The 18,640-nt window shown below is 65.1% G+C and carries 20 protein-coding genes; 8 read left to right on the top strand and 12 right to left on the bottom strand.

The genetic code is table 11. From position 1 onward, the window contains the following. Nucleotides 1–159 precede the first annotated feature (159 nt). The 4 genes from EJ070_RS09225 to EJ070_RS36225 form a co-directional block, all read right to left on the bottom strand. Nucleotides 160–777 carry a transglutaminase-like cysteine peptidase gene (locus EJ070_RS09225; RefSeq protein WP_126091072.1) on the bottom strand — a complete coding sequence of 206 codons (618 nt, stop codon included), beginning with the start codon at nt 775–777 and terminating at the stop codon, nt 160–162. Between the two features lie 278 nt (nt 778–1,055). Beyond that, on the bottom strand, nt 1,056–2,333 hold the full coding sequence (locus tag EJ070_RS09220; RefSeq protein ID WP_126091071.1) for a polyhydroxyalkanoate depolymerase: 1,278 nt from the start codon (nt 2,331–2,333) through the stop codon (nt 1,056–1,058). A 229-nt stretch (nt 2,334–2,562) separates the two neighbouring features. Beyond that, complete coding sequence (locus EJ070_RS09215; RefSeq protein WP_126091070.1) at nt 2,563–2,925, bottom strand: septal ring lytic transglycosylase RlpA family protein; 363 nt, start codon at nt 2,923–2,925, stop codon at nt 2,563–2,565. Between the two features lie 3 nt (nt 2,926–2,928). After that, the gene (locus EJ070_RS36225) at nt 2,929–3,093 is read right to left on the bottom strand and encodes a hypothetical protein (protein WP_189350456.1); all 165 of its coding nucleotides are present in this window, start codon (nt 3,091–3,093) and stop codon (nt 2,929–2,931) included. Between the two features lie 140 nt (nt 3,094–3,233). Here EJ070_RS36225 and EJ070_RS09210 point away from each other — a divergent pair, with 140 nt between their 5' ends. Then, the gene (locus EJ070_RS09210) at nt 3,234–3,419 is read left to right on the top strand and encodes a hypothetical protein (RefSeq protein WP_126091069.1); all 186 of its coding nucleotides are present in this window, start codon (nt 3,234–3,236) and stop codon (nt 3,417–3,419) included. Between the two features lie 205 nt (nt 3,420–3,624). Here the strand turns inward: EJ070_RS09210 and EJ070_RS09200 are convergent, their stop codons facing one another. The 5 genes from EJ070_RS09200 to tauA form a co-directional block, all read right to left on the bottom strand. Beyond that, on the bottom strand, nt 3,625–4,554 hold the full coding sequence (locus EJ070_RS09200) for a TauD/TfdA family dioxygenase (RefSeq protein ID WP_126091068.1): 930 nt from the start codon (nt 4,552–4,554) through the stop codon (nt 3,625–3,627). A gap of 48 nt (nt 4,555–4,602) precedes the next feature. Next, the gene (locus EJ070_RS09195; RefSeq protein ID WP_126091067.1) at nt 4,603–4,803 is read right to left on the bottom strand and encodes a hypothetical protein; all 201 of its coding nucleotides are present in this window, start codon (nt 4,801–4,803) and stop codon (nt 4,603–4,605) included. A 20-nt stretch (nt 4,804–4,823) separates the two neighbouring features. After that, nucleotides 4,824–5,684, bottom strand: a complete 861-nt coding sequence (locus tag EJ070_RS09190; RefSeq protein ID WP_126091066.1) for an ABC transporter permease subunit — start codon at nt 5,682–5,684, stop codon at nt 4,824–4,826. Further along, entirely contained in the window at nt 5,681–6,454 is a 774-nt protein-coding gene (locus tag EJ070_RS09185) for a taurine ABC transporter ATP-binding protein (RefSeq protein WP_126091065.1), read from the bottom strand. Before EJ070_RS09185 ends, EJ070_RS09190 begins: the two co-directional genes overlap by 4 nt. A 234-nt stretch (nt 6,455–6,688) precedes the next feature. Beyond that, on the bottom strand, nt 6,689–7,702 hold the full coding sequence (gene tauA / locus EJ070_RS09180) for a taurine ABC transporter substrate-binding protein (RefSeq protein ID WP_126091064.1): 1,014 nt from the start codon (nt 7,700–7,702) through the stop codon (nt 6,689–6,691). Nucleotides 7,703–8,396: 694 nt separating this feature from the next. Here tauA and EJ070_RS09170 point away from each other — a divergent pair. Then, entirely contained in the window at nt 8,397–9,737 is a 1,341-nt protein-coding gene (locus EJ070_RS09170) for an FAD/NAD(P)-binding protein (protein WP_126091062.1), read from the top strand. A gap of 15 nt (nt 9,738–9,752) precedes the next feature. On the opposite strand, the gene EJ070_RS09165 is transcribed toward EJ070_RS09170, so the two are convergent. Beyond that, entirely contained in the window at nt 9,753–10,523 is a 771-nt protein-coding gene (locus EJ070_RS09165) for a type 1 glutamine amidotransferase domain-containing protein (protein ID WP_126091061.1), read from the bottom strand. A gap of 112 nt (nt 10,524–10,635) precedes the next feature. On the opposite strand from EJ070_RS09165, the gene EJ070_RS09160 reads away from it, so the two are divergent. After that, nucleotides 10,636–10,989, top strand: a complete 354-nt coding sequence (locus EJ070_RS09160; RefSeq protein WP_126091060.1) for a helix-turn-helix domain-containing protein — start codon at nt 10,636–10,638, stop codon at nt 10,987–10,989. 7 nt (nt 10,990–10,996) lie between these two features. Here EJ070_RS09160 and EJ070_RS09155 read toward each other — a convergent pair whose 3' ends face one another. Then, entirely contained in the window at nt 10,997–11,644 is a 648-nt protein-coding gene (locus EJ070_RS09155; RefSeq protein ID WP_126091059.1) for a cysteine hydrolase, read from the bottom strand. Next, nucleotides 11,641–11,970, bottom strand: coding sequence for a hypothetical protein (locus EJ070_RS09150; RefSeq protein WP_126091058.1), 330 nt, complete (start codon nt 11,968–11,970; stop codon nt 11,641–11,643). The genes EJ070_RS09155 and EJ070_RS09150 overlap by 4 nt, the downstream gene beginning before the upstream one ends. A 534-nt stretch (nt 11,971–12,504) precedes the next feature. On the opposite strand from EJ070_RS09150, the gene EJ070_RS09145 reads away from it, so the two are divergent. The 5 genes from EJ070_RS09145 (at nt 12,505) to EJ070_RS09125 (ending at nt 18,607) form a co-directional block, all read left to right on the top strand. Next, nucleotides 12,505–13,941: a pyridoxal-phosphate dependent enzyme gene (locus tag EJ070_RS09145; protein WP_126091057.1), complete on the top strand. Its 1,437-nt coding sequence runs from the start codon at nt 12,505–12,507 to the stop codon at nt 13,939–13,941. Further along, on the top strand, nt 13,938–15,107 hold the full coding sequence (locus EJ070_RS09140; protein ID WP_126091056.1) for a cystathionine gamma-synthase: 1,170 nt from the start codon (nt 13,938–13,940) through the stop codon (nt 15,105–15,107). The genes EJ070_RS09145 and EJ070_RS09140 overlap by 4 nt, the downstream gene beginning before the upstream one ends. Nucleotides 15,108–15,189: 82 nt before the next feature. Further along, complete coding sequence (locus EJ070_RS09135) at nt 15,190–15,918, top strand: GntR family transcriptional regulator (RefSeq protein WP_126091055.1); 729 nt, start codon at nt 15,190–15,192, stop codon at nt 15,916–15,918. A gap of 583 nt (nt 15,919–16,501) precedes the next feature. Then, the gene (locus tag EJ070_RS09130) at nt 16,502–17,743 is read left to right on the top strand and encodes a D-amino acid dehydrogenase (protein WP_126091054.1); all 1,242 of its coding nucleotides are present in this window, start codon (nt 16,502–16,504) and stop codon (nt 17,741–17,743) included. A 57-nt stretch (nt 17,744–17,800) separates the two neighbouring features. After that, on the top strand, nt 17,801–18,607 hold the full coding sequence (locus EJ070_RS09125; protein WP_126091053.1) for an aspartate/glutamate racemase family protein: 807 nt from the start codon (nt 17,801–17,803) through the stop codon (nt 18,605–18,607). Nucleotides 18,608–18,640: the final 33 nt, after the last annotated feature.

Raw genomic sequence — 18,640 nt, 5'->3', positions numbered from 1 at the left:
TGGCGAAACCATCGATGACGGCGTCTTTCTCCCCGTCACTGTACGGGGAGAAATGCCCGGCAGGGCAATGAGGGGCGGCGCTGACCTACGATATCTGGTGAAAGTAACCAAGGCGCATCGCTTCAACGCGGCGCGCTTCGGATGCGTCGAGTCCGAGTCCTACTGCACCGAACCGACCAGCACCTGCTGGCCATCGCGGATCGAAACCCAGCGGCCGGTGTTGTCGATCGCCTGCCGCTTGAGATAGCGGTAGCCGGTCTCGTCCCAGGCTTTGACCTTGTCGGTCAAATTGTCGAGGACGTAGTCGCCCTTGTCGGTGCGCACCGTCAGCACGGAATGGCCTTCGCCATCGGGCTTGCGCACGACGGTGATCAAGAGGTCGGCGAGCGACATGCCCATGCGATAGAGATCGCGCCGCTTCTCCAGCACATAGTCCTCGCAGTCGCCGAAGCCGTTGTCCGGATAGGTCCAGACCTCGTCCTTGCCGTAATTGTCGAGATCGCTCATCGGCTTGACTGCGGCGTTGACCCTGGCGGTCACGCCGGTCAGCTTGCGCCAGAGGCTGTTGGTCATCGTGGCCGGCGCGAGATTGGCCGGGCGGATGTTGCATTCGCTGGGCTGCGCCTTGCAGAAATCATAGTGTCCGATCGGCTGCGAGGTCAGACCGCCGGTGGTCATGGCGCCCGCCGCCCATGCGGGCACCGCCCAATGGGCAGAGATCGCCATCCCTGCGACTGCACACAAACGCAGCATCCGCGCCATCGGTGAGGAGTTCATTGTCCCCCGGTCCGCCCTGTTCTTTTATTAACGAAACGTTAAAGGCGATTTACAGTCCGTGTCAATTAGAGACAGCGATGAGTTTGACGGGATGGTTACCCGCGCGGTCCGGACAGCGGCACTTGCGCAACAGGGGCCCTGGCGAAGGCCAGAAGCCGCCCGCGGCGGTGCGGCTTTCGACAGGACCGCCTAGCCGCCATAAGCAGTTGTTTTAGAAAGCCTTCGAACGGAAAAGCCGTCGAGCGTTTCCTGGTGGAAGCCGGGTTCGCGCCGCTTGCTCAACTCTTGGCGGAGCGGACCAGCTTCGGCTTCGCCGCCACCCGGGTCCGGCGGCCGTAACTGCCGATGAAGTCGACGATGCGCGGCACGATCTCCGACCGGAACCGCGAGCCGTTGAAGACGCCGTAATGGCCGACGGCCGGCTGCACGTAGTGGGCTTGCCAGTCGGCCGGGATGTTCACGCACAGGTCGTGAGCGGCCTGGGTCTGGCCGAGGCCGGAAATGTCGTCGTTTTCGCCCTCGACGGTGAACATGGCGACGTTGCGGATGAGGCTCGGGTCGACGGCCTCGCCGCGATGGGTCATCTCGCCTTTCGGCAGAGCGTGGCGCACGAACACCGTGTCGACGGTCTGCAGATAGAACTCCGCCGTCAGGTCCATCACCGCCAGATACTCGTCGTAGAAGTCGCGATGCTTCTCGGCGTTGTCTCCGTCATGCTTCACGAGATGCATGAAGAAGTCCTTGTGGGCGATGATGTGGCGGTCGAGATTCATGCTCATGAAGCCTGAAAGCTGCAGGAAGCCGGGATAGACCTCGCGGCCGAAGCCAGGCACCGGCCAGGGCGCCTGCATGATGACGTTGTCGCGGAACCAGCCGATGCCCTTCTCCTCGGCCAGAAGATTGACCGCGGTCGGGTTGCGGCGGGTGTCGATCGGCCCGCCCATCAGCGTCATGGTCGAAGGTACAAAGGGGTCGCCGCGCTTTTCCATCACCGCCACCGCCGCCAGCACCGGCACCGAGGGCTGGCACACCGCCATGACATGGGTGTCTGGACCCAGCGCATGGAACATGTCGATGATGTAGTCGACATAGTCGTCGAGATCGAAACTGCCTTTCGACAGCGGCACCATGCGGGCATCGACCCAGTCGGTGATGTGCACGTCGGCGTGAGGAAGCATCGCTTCGACCGTGCCGCGCAGCAGCGTCGCATAGTGGCCGGACATCGGCGCCACGATCAGGAGCTTCGGGTCGGGCTTGCGATCGGCGGGCAGCGAGCGTTCGAAGCGCTGCAGGTTGCAGAAAGGCTTCGACCAGACGGTCTTTTCGGTGACGTCGACGGTCTTCCAGTCGACCATCGTCTTGGTCAGGCCGAATTGCGGCTTGCCGTAGCGGCGCGTCGTGCGCTCGAAGAGTTCCGCGGCAGCCGCGACCGAGCGGCCGAGCGGCGTATGCGAAACCGGATTGAGCGGGTTGGAGTAGAAAAGCCGCACCGCGTCGGCGTAGAGGCGGGCGGGCTGCAGCACCGCATGGTTCAATTCGTAGAGCTGATAGAACATCAAAACCCCGCTCTGCATGCGACCCAACGACGTGCAGCGCCGAGCCTCAAATGTCTAGCGGCGAGGTTAGCAAGATATTGTTGCGATGCAATACGTCACGTCGAGTGATCAATGCTTCTTTCGTCCAAAGCGTTGGAAATCCGCCTCGAACGGCCAAGCCGGCTCAATGTGCGTTGCCGAACCGTGTAAGAATTATGTCCGGCCCCTCTTGCCGGACATGTCAGACATATCAGACTCGCGCCATGCACACCGCGGTATGGCCCGAGCCGATGAAGCCGAGCTGGCTTGCGGCGCCGCGGGAGAGGTCGAGCACGCGCCCCCTGATGAACGGGCCGCGATCGTTGATGCGCACGACGACGCTGCGGCCGTTGTTCTTGTTGGTGACCTTGAGTTTGGTGCCGAACGGCAAGCTGCGGTGCGCGGCGGTCAGTGCGGCGGGGTTCATGCGCTCGCCGGAAGCGGTTCTGGAATGCAGGGCGTACCAGGAGGCGCGGCCGCATTGCGCGGCGGCGGAGGAGGCGGTCGAGGCGCCGGCCATCAGGCCAGCCGCGACCGTTGCCGCGACAAGCGCGGTGCGGTTGGTTTTCTTCATCTTTTAGGGGTGGGCTCCGTTGATAGACAACCCGCCGTAAGTACCGATTGAGGCGGGAAATGCGGCAATCGTCTGGCGGTTCCATGGCAAAGGCACACGTTTGGAGTCGCCGCGAAACAGTTTGTCATGATATTTTGGACCCTGAGCGGGCGTATTCTTGATGAACATCAGGTCGATTCCCGGGATGTCTCGGGCAAGATCGGCCATCAAGATGCAAGTAGAATGGAGCGAAACGTCTTCGCTTCCTTCGGGTCTTTTATTGCGTTCCCATTGCCGTTCAGGATCAACTTTCGGAGAGGGCCTCGCCCATGCGACTGATCAGGAATGTGCTGGCGCTGATCGTGCTCGGCATCGGCGTGCTATGGTCGCTGCAGGGCCTCGGTCTGGTCCAGGGCAGCTTCATGACCGGCCAGCGGGAATGGCTCTATATCGGGCTCGTCACCATGCTGGTCGGCCTGCTCGGCCTCGGCTGGGCGAACCGCTCGCGCGTGTGACTGGTTGCTGCAGCAAGAATCGACGCCGGCGCGACAGCGCCCCTTCTCCCCTTGTGGGAGAAGGTGTCGCCGAAGGCGACGGATGAGGGGTGTTCCAGGGAAAGCCGACGTCTCACTCCGCTGGAGCACCCCTCATCCGTCTCGGCGCTACGCGCCGATCCACCTTCCCCCACAAGGGGGGAAGGGGGTGTTGCTCCGCCTGCCTTCAAGCGGCCTTCGCCGTCGGTTTGGCCGACTTGACGTGGGTCACGCTGCGGCGTCCGTCGACGCTGATCGGCACATCGCCGTCGACGGTGGCGCGGCGCACGATCCGGTGCTGGTCGCCATAGTCGTTCACCGCATAATGCTGGGTGGCTCGATTGTCCCAGATCGCGACGTCGCCGGCCTGCCAGTGCCACCGCACGGTATTTTCGGGCGTGGTCACATAGGTCTGGAACAGCTCGTAGAGTTTTGCGGAGTCGCTCTTCGACAGGCCGACGAAGCGCTGGACGAAGTTGCCCAACAGCAGCGAGCGCTCGCCGGTTTCCGGATGCACGCGCACGACCGGGTGTTCGGTTTCGTAGACGGTCGAGGTGAAGACCTCTTCGAAGTGCTTCCTTTCCTCGGCGGTGGCGCGGGGACGCACGGCGGCGTAGTCGTAGGCATTGCTGTGAATGGCCCAGAGGTTGTCCGCCAACAGTTTCAGCGGCGCCGGCAGGCTTTCATACGCGGCGTGCGTGTTGGACCAGATGGTGTCACCACCGGCCGCGGGAATGACGACGCCGCGAAGCACGGAGAATTTTGGATAGGCATCCACGAATGTGACGTCCGTGTGCCATTGGTCGGCGCGGCCGCCGCCGCGGCTCGAATCCAGGTTGAGAATCGAAGCGGTACCCGCCACCGGTCCCTGCGTGGGGTGAGGAACGAGATCGCCGAGCCGCCGCGCGAACAGTTCATGCTCCGAATCGTCGAGATGCTCCTGGCCGCGGAAGAAGACGACCTTGTGCTGCAAAAGAAGCTGGTTGATCGACGCGATGGTGGCATCCGGCAGGCTTCCGCCGAGGCGGATGCCCCTGATTTCCGCTCCCACGCGCGCGGTCAGCGGAACGACATCGGACGCGGGAATGATCTGGTCGACAAGGACTGGGTTGCTCATGGGACTCTCCTTGGTTGCTCTTGGGGAAAGGTCGGGCCGCGGGATCAATCACTGGGACCAGTACTGCCAGGCCCAATAGAAGCTTTCGTCACGCGGCGGCAGGCGATCGCGTTCGCCGGCAAGCAGCACCGGCGTCGGCGATTTCGGTTCGTCCTCCGGTCGCCTGTCTTCCAACTGCTTGTCGCTCGGCGGCAGGCGCAACAGCCAGGTGCCGAGATGGGCGAAAAGCACCGCGGTGGAATGGGTCATCGTCATTCTCCTCGTTCCGGTCATTCCCGCCCCGCCCAGGGCACCAGCGCGCGCTCGATCCTGCGGATGACGAACTCCAGCGCGAAGGCGATCGTCGCGATCACCAGGATGCCCATCACCACCACGTCGGTGACCAGGAACTGCGCCGCCGACTGGATCATGAAGCCCAGCCCGCGCGTCGCCGCCACCAGCTCGGCCGCCACCAGCGTCGACCAGCCGGCGCCGAGCGCGATGCGCAGGCCGGTGAGGATCGAGGGCAGCGCGCTGGGCAGCACGACATGGCGGATAACCTGTCCGCGCGTCGCGCCCAGCGAACGCGCCGCGTCGATGCGCTCGCGCGAGACGCCGCGCACGCCGGCGGCGGTCGACAGCGCCACCGGCGCCAGCATGGCGATGGCGATGACCAGGATCTTCGACGGCTCGCCGATGCCGAACCAGATGACGATCAGCGGCAGGTAGGCCAGCGGCGGGATCGGCCTCAGGAATTCCAGCAGCGGATCGAACACGCCGCGCCCGATCCTGCTGATGCCGATGGCAAGCCCCACCGGAACGCCGACGGCGATCGCCACGATCAGCGCGGCGAACACACGGCCTAGACTGGCCGCGATGTGCTGGAGCAGTGTCGCGTCGACGAAACCGTCGCGGGCAACCACGACGAACTTTGCCCAGACTGCGGCGGGCGAGGGCAGGAAGACCGGCGAGACCAGCTGTAACCGGGCCGACAATGTCCAGGCGGCCAACAGCAAGAGGATGGTGATAGCGCTGATCGGCCGCGCCGAGATACGCGGCCGCTTCGGCTGCGACCGTGACCACGGCACCGAGAAGCCGTCGTTCTCACCGGCTTTCGCTCCGGGCCGTTCGCTGTAGCTGCCGACGCTCATGCCGCCTCTCCTTCGAAGATCGCCTCGGTCAGGTCCGCGCGGGCTGCGGCAAAGGCTGGATCCGCCTTGATCGCCCGGATCGGCTCGCCGGCGGCATAGCGCCGGCCGAAATGCGCCTCGAAGGTCCGCACCACATGGCCGGGCCCCGGCGCCAGCACGACGATCTTGGTGGCAAGCACCAGCGCTTCCTCGATGCCATGCGTGACCATCAGCACGCCGACTTGGGCAGCCGCCCAGAGGTCGAGCAGCGTCGTCTGCATGCGCTCGCGCGTCAGCGCATCGAGCGCGCCGAGCGGCTCGTCGAGGAGGAGGAATTCCGGCTCGGCGGCTAAAGCCCGCGCCAGGCCGACACGCTGGCGCATGCCGCCGGAGAGCTCCCAGATGCGCTTGTCGCCGGCGTCGTTGAGCTTGACCAGAGACAACAATTCATCGCCGCGCCGCGCCCGCTGGCTGGCAGACACGCCGCGCAGCCGAAGCGCGAAGGCGACGTTCTCGCGCGCCGTCAGCCAGGGGAAGAGAGCATCGTTCTGGAAGACAACGGCGCGGTCAGGTCCGGGCGCGGTGATCGGCCGGCCGCCGATCGTGGCCTGGCCGCGCGCTGGCTTCACCAGTCCGGCGGCGACGTTGAGCAGCGAGGTCTTGCCGCAGCCGGAGCGGCCGACGAGGACGACGAAGTCGCCCTTGCCGATATCGAGCGAAACGCGTTCGACCGCCGGCGCCGCCTGGCCGTCATAGTGGACGGTGACCTTGTCGAGAACGAGATGCGGCATTTGGACTCAAAGCCTCCGCTGCCAAGCAATTCCAGGAAAAGTGTGAAGCGGTTGGGCTCGGCAACTTGGCCGTAGCCTTCCGTCCGGAATTGCTCAAACCAAAGATCGGGTGCCTGCCCCGAAACCGCCCCTCGTCGGCGGCTCCGGGACAGGCAGCGCGCGGTCAGGGAAGAAGAGGCCGCGCTGTAGCAGCAATTCCGGGAAGTCGTTCCCGCCCGGAATCGCGGAACGAAATCAGTTCGAGGCGAGCGCCTCGCTGGCGTATTTCGGGGTGACGTATTTCGAATAGTCGGGCAGCACCGCGTCGATCTTGCCCTGCTCCTTGAGGAAGGCGGAGGTCGCCGCAATCGCCTTGACGGTGCCGCCGCCGAGGAACTTGTCCGAAGCCTGCTCGTCCAGCGTCGGGAAGACATAGCCCTTGAGCAGTTCCGGCACCTCTTCCAGCTTGGCGCCCGTCAGCTTGGCGATCTTGCCGGCCTCCGGCGAGGACACCGACCAGGCCTCGGGCTTGGCCAGGAACCGGGCATAGGCTTCGCCCGTCACCTTGACGAAATCGCGCACGGCTTCCGGATGCTTGTCGGCGAAATCGGTGCGCACGATCCAGGCGTCGAAGGTCGGTGCGCCCCAGGTCGCCACCTGCGAGGAGTCCAATACCACCTTGCCGGAGGTCTTGATCTGGCCGAGCGCCGGATCCCAGACATAGGCCGCGTCGATGTCGCCGCGCGCGAAGGCGGCGGCGATTTCCGGCGGCCGGAGATTGAGGATCTCGACCGACTTCGGATCGACGCCTTCATGCTTCAGCGCCGCAAGCAGGCTGTAATGCGTGGTCGACACGAAAGGCACGGCCACCTTCTTGCCGGCGAGGTCGGCGACCTTCTCGATGCCGGCGCCGTTGCGGGCGACCAGCGCCTCCGACGGGCCGATCAGGCCGACCACGAAGATGGTCTGGATCGGCAGCTCGCGGCTGGCGGCCGCGGCCAGCGGGCTCGAGCCGACATAGCCGATATCGACCGAGCCGGAGGCGACCGCCGCGATCACGTCGGCGCCGGAATCGAACTTGCGCCAGTCGATCGCGGCCTTGGTCGCCTTCTCATAGGCGCCGTCGGCCTGCGGCACTTTCGAAGGCTCGACCACTGTCTGGTAGCCGATGGTGATCTTCAAATCCTCGGCCATGGCCGGACCGAGAAAGGCGGCGCCCGCGAGCGCGGCGGACGACAGGAGGAGAATGCGTCTGGAAATGATTGACATGAAAGGCTCCCTAAACCCTGAGAAAATCGGATTGCCTTTCTATCGTCGGTTAATTCTATCGGGTTTGTAGAGTTAAATCCTTCCAACCAGGGCGCCTTTCTTGGAAAAGTGTCGCCGGGTACCGGCGGCGGGGGCGCAAAAGGACAGTCGCGATGTTCTGCCGGAGACTATGCCAGGCTCTTTACATGCCGCGTTCCTTCACACCCCCTCTGTCCTGCCGGACATCTCCCCCGCAAGGGGGGAGATTGGCAGCCTCGGCGACGGCGCTCTTCCTGCAGCGTTGGCGATTGGCGAAAGCGAAGGCGACATCCGATCTCCCCCCTTGCGGGGGAGATGGCCGGCAGGCCAGAGGGGGGTGCTTTCCCGCCGGCGTTTGGATTTCTGCACGGCAGCGTTTGAATCTCAGGCGCCGCGTCTGAGGCAACCCCAGCGAACGAAAATCCCTCTGTCACCTTCTCCGGGTAAATCCATGCCCCAAATAGCCGTAGAATTGAAACGAGCTTCCGTGTGCAGGCGGGTTAGTATAGTAATCTTATCAACATTAGGGAGAGAGAACGATGCGCGACCACCTGAACCGCATACCGCCAGTCGTTCGTGGTGTGAGCCTGACAGCCGCGGCATCGGCTGCTTCACGGCGGCCGGCGCGGGCTGCCTAGGCTCGATCGCGGCCCTCGACAGCTCCTGAATTTCAGCCATGGTTGGACGCGGCAACTCCATCATCATTGTCGGCGGCGGCGCCAGCGGCGTCGTGCTGGCCGCGCATCTGCTCAAATCGCCGAACCCCGATCTGCGCGTCACGCTGATCGAGAAGCGGCCGCATTTCGGCCAGGGCATGGCCTATTCGACGCTGCTCTCCGCCCATGTGCTGAACGTCAAGGCTTCCGGCATGAGCGCCTATGCCGACGACCCGGACAATTTCGCGCGCTGGGTGCTGGAGCGCGGCCTCGCCAGGCCGGACCAGGGACCGTTCTATGCGCCGCGCAGCCTCTATGCCCGCTATCTGAAGGAGTTGCTCGACGATATCGAGCAACGCGAGCGCGAGAACGGCCGGCTGCGGCTGATCCGCGAGGAGAGCCTGTCGATCTCGCCGACACCGGCGGGGGTCGAGGTGGCTCTGGCCAACGGCACCAGCGTCGTCGGCCATCTTGCCGTTTTGGCCACCGGCCATGACGAGCAGCCGGGCGCCTTCCAGGGCCGCGCCATCCGGATGGGCTCCGACGGCGACACAGCGCTCGACCCGGAGGCCCCGGTCCTGGTGCTGGGCACGGGCTTGAGCATGGTCGATGCGTTTCTTTCGCTTGAGCAGCGCGGCCATCGCGGCCAGATCATCGCGGTGTCGCGGCGCGGCCTGCTGCCCTCGCCGCACCGCAAGGGCAACCCGATCAAGCTCGATGTCGCCGACATTCCCCTCGGCACCCAGCTTTCCTATTTCGTCGGCTGGTTCCGCAACCTGATCCGCGACAACCAGAAGGCCGGCGGCGACTGGCGCGACGTCGTCGACGGCCTGAGACCCTTCAACCAGACGATCTGGCAGAACTGGCCGTCCTCGGCCAAGCGCCGCTTCGTCGAGCACACCAAGGCCTGGTGGGACATCCATCGCCACCGAATGGCGCCGGAGGTCTATGAGCGCGTCACCGAAGCGGTCGGCTCGGGCCGCATCCGCCTGGTCGCTGGCCGGGTCGTGGACATCGAGCCGAACGATGGCTTCACCGTCACGATCCAGCAGCGCGGCACGCAGGCGCTGGAAACGCTCGACGTCGCCCGCATCTACGACTGCATGGGCATTGCCCGCGACATCTCGACGACGTCGAACGGCCTCGTGCGCTCGCTGGTCGAGCGCGGCCTGGCGCGCCCGGACCCGCTGCGCCTTGGCCTCGACGTCACCGCCAGATGCGAGTTGATCGCGGCCGACGGCACGGTGTCGTCGAAGCTGCTGGCCGTCGGACCGCTGACGCGCGGCACCTTCTTCGAGATCGACGCCATTCCCGACATCCGCGTCCAGTGCGCAAGGCTGAGCAAGCAATTGCTGGGCTAGGTTCCAGGTTGACCTTCAGCCGCCAAGCGCCTCGCACACCACCCGCGCGGTTTCCGCGCCGGAGAAATTCTGCTGGCCGGTGACGAGATTGCCGTCGCGCACGGCAAAGCCGCGCCACAAGCCCGCCTGGACATAGTTGGCGCCGATTGCCTTGAGCTCGTCCTCGATCCGCCATGGCATCAGATGCTTGCCGCGTTCGAGCGCGCCCATCTCCCAGGTGGCGTTGTCGGCAAAGTCCTCCTCGACATTGGCAAAGCCGGTGACGGTCTTGCCGGCGGCAAGCAGCGTTCCGTCGTCGCGCCTTGCGTAGCGGAGGATGGCGGTGCCATGGCAGAGCGCGGCGGCCACCTTGCCGGCTTCATGGAAGGCGACGAATGTCCGCTGCAAATCGGTGGCTCGCTCGTAGGTGAACATCGGCGACTGGCCGCCGGCGACGACGATTGCGTCGAAGCGCTCGACATCGATCTCGGCCGCCGGTCGCGTGTTGTCGACCAGGGCCGAGAGTTTCGGGCTCGAAATGAAGCCGAGCGAGATGAGGTCGGTCTCCGAATAGCCCGATGGATCGCGCGGATCGCTCAGCGCATCGGCCTCGCACCTGCCGCCGTCGGGCGAGAAGATCTCCACTTGATAGCCGCGTTCCGTGAAGGCGAACCAGGGATGAGTGAGCTCGCTCCACCAGAAGCCGACTGGCCAACCGGTGGTGGTCGACACAGCCGGATTGGCGATGACGATCGCCACGCGTCTGGGTTTTCGCGCATTGACCGGATTGGCATCCCGTACACTCATCGTCGCACTCCTTTCACGAAGCTTTCGCCGACAAAGCCGCACGCTGCAATCTGGCCACATGGCCGGGCAGATTTCGCTTTCGTCGCGGCTGTGCCTTGCCTACGATCGGCGCATGACCCGACGCGGTAGACTGTATGGCTGTCCGGTCGAGTTCGCGCTCGACGCGCTCGGCGGCAAATGGAAGACGGTGATCCTGGCGCGGATCAAGGAACGGCCGTTGCGCTATTCCGAATTGCGCCGGATGATCCCTTCGCTTTCCGACAAGATGCTGACGCAGCGCCTGGCCGACCTCGTCGAGATCGGTTTTGTCGTGCTCGAGGCATCGCCCGACGGCAAGGGACGCTATACCCTGACCGAGCGGGGCCATGATCTCGCTGCCGCGCTCCAGGCGCTCTACGACTGGGGCAGCGTGCATGGACGGGCCGAAGGCGTGCGCTTCCGCACCGATATCGACGCAGCTGCCTAGCCGAGCATCAAGCCGCATCGGCGAGCGCGCCGCAAAAGCCCGCGACGTCTGTGATGACGGCTTCGCCAAGAAAGCGCAGCGTTGTCATCGAGCGATCGCGCGCTTGCCCGTTGCCGAAGCCGCAGGCGTCCTCGATCACCACCGCCACAAAGCCATTGTCGGTCGCCTGCCGCACCGTCGGTTCGATGCCGATCTCCATGGCGATGCCGGCAAGCGCGACAGCACGCACGCCGCAGTCACGCAGAGCAAAGCCGAGCGCGGTGGAATCGAAGGCCGACATGGTCAGCTTGTCGAACACCGCCTCGGCCGCGCGCGGCGCGAGCTCGGGTACGATCCGCGTCGCTTCGGCGTCGCGCAGGAACCAGGGCTCGACCGCGTCGGGGTCGCCGCGCCGCTGCCAGGCCATGGCTGTCCGCAACTGCGTGGCGCCCATCCATTTCTTCGGCAGCGACAGATGGCGCGTGAACGCCACCCGCATACCGGCCGAGCGCGCTGCTTCCAGTGCCGTGCCGGTGCGCTCGATGATCGTCGCCGCACCCTCGACTTGGCGGCAGATGCCGATCTGCATGTCGTAGACGACCAGCGCCATGCGGCGCGGATCGCACCATTCGGCCAGGCTGGTCGGGATCTTGATGTCTTCGCTCGACCGGATCATGCCGCCGTCCGATCCCAGGGCTTGGCGATATCGACGGTCGGGTCGAACAGGAACTCGAGCGGCAGCGGCGCATCGAAGGCGATGAAATGCCATTCCAGCAGCCCGGCCTTGGACAGCGGGAAATCGTCGGTGTAGCGCCTGGCCTCCTCGACGCCGTCGAGCTCGAAGACGATGATGACGCCGCCGACATCGGCACGCGCATAATTCTCGCGCACGATGCCTGCCTTCCAGAGCCGCCAGACATTCGAGACCTCGTCGCGCAGATAGGGCCTGAGGTCGTCAAGCGTGACGCCGGGCTTGAAATTGTCATAGGCAAGAATCTTCATCGGCTGCTCCATGCATTGGTCCCGCGCAGCCTTCGGCTAGCATGGCGAAATCGGCGGCGGCAACGAACGACATGGTTCGTTGAAACATCGCAGTGGTTGGCCGCTGTGGTGGTCGGTCGGCAAGGTGCCGCCATCTCGCCAGCCTCGGCAATCCGGATTCTTGATTGGGATCGAGGGGCTAGGCGGCGATTGAAGCGTAATCTCCCCCCTTGAGGGGGAGATGGCCGGCAGGCAGAGGGGGTCGGTTCGACCGGGCTCGGCCTACCTGCTGCAGAGGGAGGTTAGCGCTTCACGCGCGGTGACCCCCTCTGTCGCCTTCGGCGACATCTCCCCCTCAAGGGGGAGATTAACCGCGCCGGTGAAATTCCATTCCCCCACTCGCCGCCGGATTGGCACGATCTATCTTCTTTCCAAGTGAAAAGGGCTGGAAAAGACGTTCCTGTGTGATGCGTGAAGCCGGAATGGATTCCGGCCGCCATCACGCGCGAGATTGTCAGTCACCCGCGTCGAGGTTGCTGCCATGGAGGGTCCGAGATGAGCGTGCACAGGAAAGCGGCGCCCGAGGGCGCGGACACCAATCTGTCGCGGCTGCGCCCGCCTTACGCCTCGGTGCTCGACCTGATCGGCCAGACGCCGATCGTCGAGCTGACCAAATTCGACACCGGCAAATGCCGACTGTTCATCAAGTTGGAAAGCCAGAACCCCGGCGGCTCGATCAAGGACCGCATCGCGCTGTCGATGATCGCCGCCGCCGAGAAGGCGGGCAAGTTGAAGCGCGGCGGCACCATCGTCGAAGCGACCGCCGGCAACACCGGCCTCGGCCTCGCCCAGGTCGGCATCCCCAAGGGCTACCGCATCATCCTCGTCGTGCCCGACAAGATGTCGCGCGAAAAGATCCAGCATCTGCGCGCTTTGGGCGCCGAGGTACGCATGACCCGCTCCGATGTCGGCAAGGGCCACCCCGAATACTATCAGGACATGGCCGAGAAGATCGCCGCCGAAATCCCCGGCGCCTTCTATGCCAACCAGTTCGCCAACCCGGCCAATCCGCTGGCGCATGAAACCACCACCGGCCCAGAGATCTTTGCCCAGCTCGACGGCGACGTCGACGCGGTGGTGGTAGGCGTCGGCTCCGGCGGCACGCTCACCGGCCTTGGCCGCTATTTCGCGAAACATTCGCCGAAGACCGAGATGGTGCTCGCCGATCCGGTCGGCTCGGTGCTGGCGCCGCTGATCAAGACCGGCAAGATGGAAGAGGCCGGAAGCTGGACCGTCGAAGGCATCGGCGAGGATTTCGTGCCGCCCAACGCCGATCTCTCGCTGGTGAAAAAGGCCTATTCCATCCCCGACAAGCAGAGCATGCTGGCGGTGCGCGATCTCTTGTCGCGTGAAGGCATCCTTGCCGGCTCGTCCTCCGGCACGCTGCTGTCGGCGGCACTTCGCTATTGCCGCGAGCAGACCACGCCCAAGCGCGTCGTCACCTTCGTCTGCGACAGCGGCAACAAATATCTGTCGAAGGTGTTCGACGACATCTGGCTTGCCGAGCAGGGCCTCGACGAACATGAGCAGCATGGCGACCTGCGCGACCTCGTCATGCGCTCGCACCGCAGCGGCGACACGGTCTGGGTCGGCCCGGAGGAAAGCCTGCTCAACGCCTATGGCCGCATGCGCCGCTCCGATGTCTCGCAACTGCCGGTGCTCGACAACGGCAAGCTGGTCGGCATCGTCGACGAGAGCGATATATTGGCCAAGGTCGATGGCCCCTATGACGGCCGCTGGGACCGCTTCAACGCGCCGGTGCGCACGGCCATGACCTCCACCTTGCACACGCTCCAGGCCAGCCAGACGCTCGATGCGCTGCTTCCCGTTTTCGACCGCAACGAGGTCGCCATCGTCTTCGATGGCGAGGAATTCGTCGGCCTGATAACCCGTATCGACCTGATCAACCATCTGAGGCGCCGCGCAAAATGACCACAACCGGCAGGAACCGCCTGGCCTTCTCCACCCGCACCATCCATGGCGGCCAGAGCCATGACCCATTGACCGGCGCGGTGATGGTGCCGATCTACGCCACCTCGACCTATGGCCAGCAATCGCCCGGCGTGCACAAGGGTTTCGAGTACGCCCGCAGCCAGAACCCGACGCGCTTTGCCTTCGAGCGCGCCGTGGCCGATCTCGAAAGCGGCACGGCGGCCTTCGCCTTCGCCTCCGGCCTGGCCTCGATCTCGACCGTGCTGGAGCTGCTCGACGCCGGCGCCCATATCGTCGCCACCGACGACATCTATGGCGGCTCGTTTAGGCTGATGGAACGCGTGCGCAAGCGCTCGGCGGGCCTGCAGGTGAGCTTCGCCGACTTCACGGACCTCGCCGCCGTCGAAGCCGCGATCAAACCTGAAACGAAGCTTCTGTGGGTCGAGACGCCGACCAACCCGCTGCTGCGCATCGTCGATCTCGAAGCGGTCGCCGCTTTGGCCAAGCGCAAGGGCCTGCTCACCGTCGCCGACAACACCTTCGCCAGCCCCTACATCCAGCGGCCGCTGGAACTCGGCATCGACATTGTCGTGCATTCGACGACGAAGTATCTGAACGGCCATTCCGACATGGTCGGCGGCGTGGCGGTGGTCGGCGACGACAAGGACCTCGCCGACCGCTTGAAATTCCTGCAGAACGCCATCGGCGCCATCTCCGGCCCGTTCGACAGTTTTCTGGCGCTGCGCGGCATCAAGACTTTGGCGCTGAGGATGGAGCGCCATTCCACCAACGGCCTGAAGATCGCGCAATGGCTGGAAGGCCGGAAGGATGTGCGCCGCGTCATCTATCCGGGGCTTGCCAGCCATCCGCAGCACGAGATCGCAAAACGCCAGATGCATGCCTTCGGCGGCATGATCTCGGTCGACCTCGACCGCGACCTCGCGGGGACAAAACGCTTCCTCGAACGCACCCAGCTCTTCACCCTGGCTGAAAGCCTCGGCGGTGTCGAAAGCCTGATCGAGCACCCGGCGCTGATGACGCACGGCTCGATCCCCGCCGAAAAGCGCGGGGCTATCGGCATCTCCGATTCGCTGGTGCGGCTGTCGGCCGGCATCGAGGATGGGGACGATCTGATCGCGGATCTGGAGCAGGCGCTGGCGGTCTAAACAACCAATTGAGTGCACTTTGCGATTCCGGAACGTATCATATCGGCGCTTGCCGCTTGGGCGGCGCTGGTACGAGGGCGGAATGGCAAGGAAACGCAGCGGCGAGGAGAAGTCTATACCGGTGCGCACACGGGCCGTGCGCGCCGCCGACAGCGTCGAACGCGTCTATGCGCGGATCAAGGATTTCGCCATCGATTATCGCTTCCGGCCGGGCGAAAGGATCAACGAGGTCGAGCTCGCCGCCGAGCTGGCGGTCAGCCGCACGCCGGTGCGTGCCGCCTTGAACAGGCTGGAGCGCGACGGCTTCGTCGCCTCCGTGCCGAACAAGGGATTCTACGCCCGTGAGCTGACGCCGGAGGCGGTGCGCGATCTCTACGAGCTTCGCGCGGCGATCGAGCGGGCCGCCTTCGTGCTTGCCTGCGAACGGGCAGCCGATGCCGAGATCGAGGCGACAGCCGAAGCCTGGACAAAGCACAGCAGCCTGAAGGACGAAGGGTCATGGGCGAAGATCGCCGTGGCCGACGAAAGCTTCCACATGGCGCTGACGCAACTGTCCAAGAACGCGCAGATGATCGCCGCGCTCGAAGGCCTTTGCGCGCGTATCCGCTTTTTCCGCCGCATCGACCTGGAATCCGCGCCGCGCCGTGAGCGCACCTATCGCGAACATGAGGCGATCATCGACGCCTTGCGTCGCCGCGATGCTGCCGGTGGAGCAAGCCTGCTCGAAAAGCACATCACGCTGAGCTCCGCGCATGCCATCGAAGTAGCCGCGCGCGGCCTGGCGCGGATTTTCATGGGCACTGCCGCCTGAGCGGCCCTTCGCCCAAAACCCTCTCGCGGTGATCCTTCGCGCCCCCCTCTGCCCTGCCCGTCCTCCGCAGCAGCTGCGCTGCAGCTGCGGAGGGTGGACCGGGCATCTCCCTTCAAGGGGCGGGGCAATCGCATATGGCAGCGCTGGCCCCCTCTCCGACCGCTACGCGGCCACCTCTCCCCCGCCTCTTGCGGGGGCGAGGAAACGCTAGCCGCTGACCTTGAAGAGCTTGGGTTCCTCGCCCCCACAACGTGGGGGAGAGGTGGCTCGGCGAAGCCGAGACGGAGAGGGGGAGCGCCATATGCGATTGCCCTCAAGGGGGAGATCAGCCGTCAACTCCGCTTTCGCCAATCGCCGACATTGCAGGACGAGCGGAGCGCCGAAGCTGCCAATCTCCCCCCTTGAGGGGGAGATGTCCGGTCCACCCTCCGCAGCTGCAGCGCAGCTGCTGCGGAGGACGGGCAGGACAGAGGGGGGCGCGAAGGATCGCCAAGGGAGGTAATTTGTAGCGTTTCTGTGCCGCCCCTTGCGGATCGCGAATTCCATTCTAAAGTGTACTCACTTTGCGATCTCCGGAGGCGCTATGCGCGTGATCGTGTTGGGTGGCGGGGTTGTCGGCGTCACCACCGCCTATCAGCTGCAGAAGGACGGGCACGAGGTCGTCATCCTCGAGCGCCAGCCGCTAGTCGCCGCCGAGACCAGTTGGGGCAATGCCGGCATGATCGCGCCCGGCCATTCCTTCGTCTGGTCGTCGCCCAAGGCGCCGATGATCCTCTTGAAATCGCTGGTGTTGAAGGATCAGGCGCTGCGCTTCAAGCTGTCGGCCGATCCGAGGCTCTATAGCTGGTCCTTTCTGTTCCTGATGGAATGCACGGCCGAGAAGGCCAGGCGCAACACGCTGCTCAAGCATCGCCTCGCCGCCTATTCGCAATCGGTCCTGCACGAGGTCATCGCCGACGAGGCTATCGACTACGACCGCAACGATCGCGGCATCCTCTATTTCCACCGCAGCCAGCAGGCGCTCGACAAAGGCATCGAGCACATGAAGCTGCTCGAATCCGACGGGCAGGAGATCAGGGTGCTCGACCGTGCCGGCGTCGTCGCGCTCGACCCATCGCTGGCGTCCGCGAAGGACGGAATAGCCGGCGGCATCCATTGCCCGACCGACGAGACCGGCGATCCGGCGAAGTTCACCCGGGCGCTGGCAGCGAAGGTCGTGGAGCGCGGCGGCGAAATCCACACCGGCACCACCATCACCGGCATCGAGACATCGGGTGACGGCGTCACCCAGGTGCTGACCGACAAGGGGAACTTCAAGGGCGACGCCTATGTTCTGGCGCTCGGCTCCTACAGCCCGCTGATCGCGAAGACGATCGGCATCGGCCTGCCGATCTACCCGATCAAGGGCTATTCGCTGACCATTCCGATCGGCAACCGGCCGCATCCGCCGACCATCGCTTCGGTCGACGAGCACAATCTGGTCGCCATCTCGCGCTTCGGCGACCGGCTGCGCGTCACCGCCACGGCCGAATTCGCCGGCTATGACACCAGCCACAAGCCGGCCGACTTCGCCTTCATGAAGGGCGTGACGCAGGACCTTTATCCGGAGGGCGCCGATTATGACCGCGCCGAGATGTGGGCGGGCCTCAGGCCGATGACGCCGAACAACCTGCCAGAGTTCGGGCAGCGGCGCCTCGGCAACCTCTATCTCAACACCGGGCACGGCCATATCGGCTGGACCATGTCGCATGGATCGGCCCGCATCACCGCCGACCTCATCGCCGGCCGCCGGCCGGCCATTTCCATGGATGGACTTTTGAATTGAACGCAGGGTCCGGGAGCGGGACCGGTGCAATCACGATCGATAAGAAAGGGAAATGCCATGTCTGCCGGACTCGCTGCCTCTGTCCCTCAATCTGCTGAGCCAGTCGACCTGGGCGTGCTGCCGTCCGAACTCGACGGCGGCCTCGCCGCGCGCGCGGCGATCGGGCTGGCGATCCTCGCCACCGACCAGACGCTGGAGCACGAGTTCCGCGCGCTGGTGCGCATTCCGGGCGTCGCCTTCTACGAGGCGCGCCTCTTCAACGACAACGACATCACGCCGGACACGCTGCGCGCCATCGGGCCGCGGATCGCGCCGACCGTCGACCTCATCCTGCCCAGCATTCCGCTCGATGTCGTCGGCTTCGGCTGCACCTCGGCAACGATGACGCTCGGCGAGGAAGCCGTGTTCGCCGAGATCAGGAAGGCGCGGCCGGGCGTCGCCTGCACCACGCCGGTCACCGGCGCGCTTGCCGCCTTCAAGGCGCTCGGCGCCAAGGGCATCGGTCTGCTGACGCCCTATGCGCCCGAGATCAATCAGGGCCTGGTCCGCTATTTCACCGGCCGCGGCCTGGACATCGCCGCCGTCGCCAGTTTCGACCGTCGCGACGACCGCGAGGCGGCCCGCATCTCGCTCGCCTCGATCGAGGCGGCGGCCGAGCGCATGGCGGCGGTGCCGGGTGTGGACGCGATCTTCATCTCCTGCACCAGCCTGCGCGTCGCCGAGGCGGTAGCCGGGCTGGAAAAGCGCATCGGCATACCCGTCACCTCGTCCAACCACGCCATGGCCTGGCACTGCCTGCGCCTCGCCGGCATCGACGACGTCGTGCCGGCCGGCGGGAGGCTGTTTGGATTGCAACCCGGTTGAAGCGAAGCGTCGCCCGCTGGATCACCGCTGATT

Source organism: Mesorhizobium sp. M1E.F.Ca.ET.045.02.1.1 (assembly GCF_003952485.1).
GTDB lineage: Bacteria > Pseudomonadota > Alphaproteobacteria > Rhizobiales > Rhizobiaceae > Mesorhizobium.
Note: the sequence above shows the minus strand (reverse complement) of the source record. Positions and strands in the feature narration are given on the sequence as shown.

What these genes read in the sequence shown, in the direction of transcription:
- EJ070_RS09225 (WP_126091072.1), bottom strand. Translation starts at nt 777, where the DNA reads ATGAACTCCTCACCGATGGCGCGGATGCTGCGTTTGTGTGCAGTCGCA.
- EJ070_RS09220 (WP_126091071.1), bottom strand. Translation starts at nt 2,333, where the DNA reads ATGTTCTATCAGCTCTACGAATTGAACCATGCGGTGCTGCAGCCCGCC.
- EJ070_RS09215 (WP_126091070.1), bottom strand. Translation starts at nt 2,925, where the DNA reads ATGAAGAAAACCAACCGCACCGCGCTTGTCGCGGCAACGGTCGCGGCT.
- EJ070_RS36225 (WP_189350456.1), bottom strand. Translation starts at nt 3,093, where the DNA reads ATGTTCATCAAGAATACGCCCGCTCAGGGTCCAAAATATCATGACAAA.
- EJ070_RS09210 (WP_126091069.1), top strand. Translation starts at nt 3,234, where the DNA reads ATGCGACTGATCAGGAATGTGCTGGCGCTGATCGTGCTCGGCATCGGC.
- EJ070_RS09200 (WP_126091068.1), bottom strand. Translation starts at nt 4,554, where the DNA reads ATGAGCAACCCAGTCCTTGTCGACCAGATCATTCCCGCGTCCGATGTC.
- EJ070_RS09195 (WP_126091067.1), bottom strand. Translation starts at nt 4,803, where the DNA reads ATGACCCATTCCACCGCGGTGCTTTTCGCCCATCTCGGCACCTGGCTG.
- EJ070_RS09190 (WP_126091066.1), bottom strand. Translation starts at nt 5,684, where the DNA reads ATGAGCGTCGGCAGCTACAGCGAACGGCCCGGAGCGAAAGCCGGTGAG.
- EJ070_RS09185 (WP_126091065.1), bottom strand. Translation starts at nt 6,454, where the DNA reads ATGCCGCATCTCGTTCTCGACAAGGTCACCGTCCACTATGACGGCCAG.
- tauA (WP_126091064.1), bottom strand. Translation starts at nt 7,702, where the DNA reads ATGTCAATCATTTCCAGACGCATTCTCCTCCTGTCGTCCGCCGCGCTC.
- EJ070_RS09170 (WP_126091062.1), top strand. Translation starts at nt 8,397, where the DNA reads ATGGTTGGACGCGGCAACTCCATCATCATTGTCGGCGGCGGCGCCAGC.
- EJ070_RS09165 (WP_126091061.1), bottom strand. Translation starts at nt 10,523, where the DNA reads ATGAGTGTACGGGATGCCAATCCGGTCAATGCGCGAAAACCCAGACGC.
- EJ070_RS09160 (WP_126091060.1), top strand. Translation starts at nt 10,636, where the DNA reads ATGACCCGACGCGGTAGACTGTATGGCTGTCCGGTCGAGTTCGCGCTC.
- EJ070_RS09155 (WP_126091059.1), bottom strand. Translation starts at nt 11,644, where the DNA reads ATGATCCGGTCGAGCGAAGACATCAAGATCCCGACCAGCCTGGCCGAA.
- EJ070_RS09150 (WP_126091058.1), bottom strand. Translation starts at nt 11,970, where the DNA reads ATGAAGATTCTTGCCTATGACAATTTCAAGCCCGGCGTCACGCTTGAC.
- EJ070_RS09145 (WP_126091057.1), top strand. Translation starts at nt 12,505, where the DNA reads ATGAGCGTGCACAGGAAAGCGGCGCCCGAGGGCGCGGACACCAATCTG.
- EJ070_RS09140 (WP_126091056.1), top strand. Translation starts at nt 13,938, where the DNA reads ATGACCACAACCGGCAGGAACCGCCTGGCCTTCTCCACCCGCACCATC.
- EJ070_RS09135 (WP_126091055.1), top strand. Translation starts at nt 15,190, where the DNA reads ATGGCAAGGAAACGCAGCGGCGAGGAGAAGTCTATACCGGTGCGCACA.
- EJ070_RS09130 (WP_126091054.1), top strand. Translation starts at nt 16,502, where the DNA reads ATGCGCGTGATCGTGTTGGGTGGCGGGGTTGTCGGCGTCACCACCGCC.
- EJ070_RS09125 (WP_126091053.1), top strand. Translation starts at nt 17,801, where the DNA reads ATGTCTGCCGGACTCGCTGCCTCTGTCCCTCAATCTGCTGAGCCAGTC.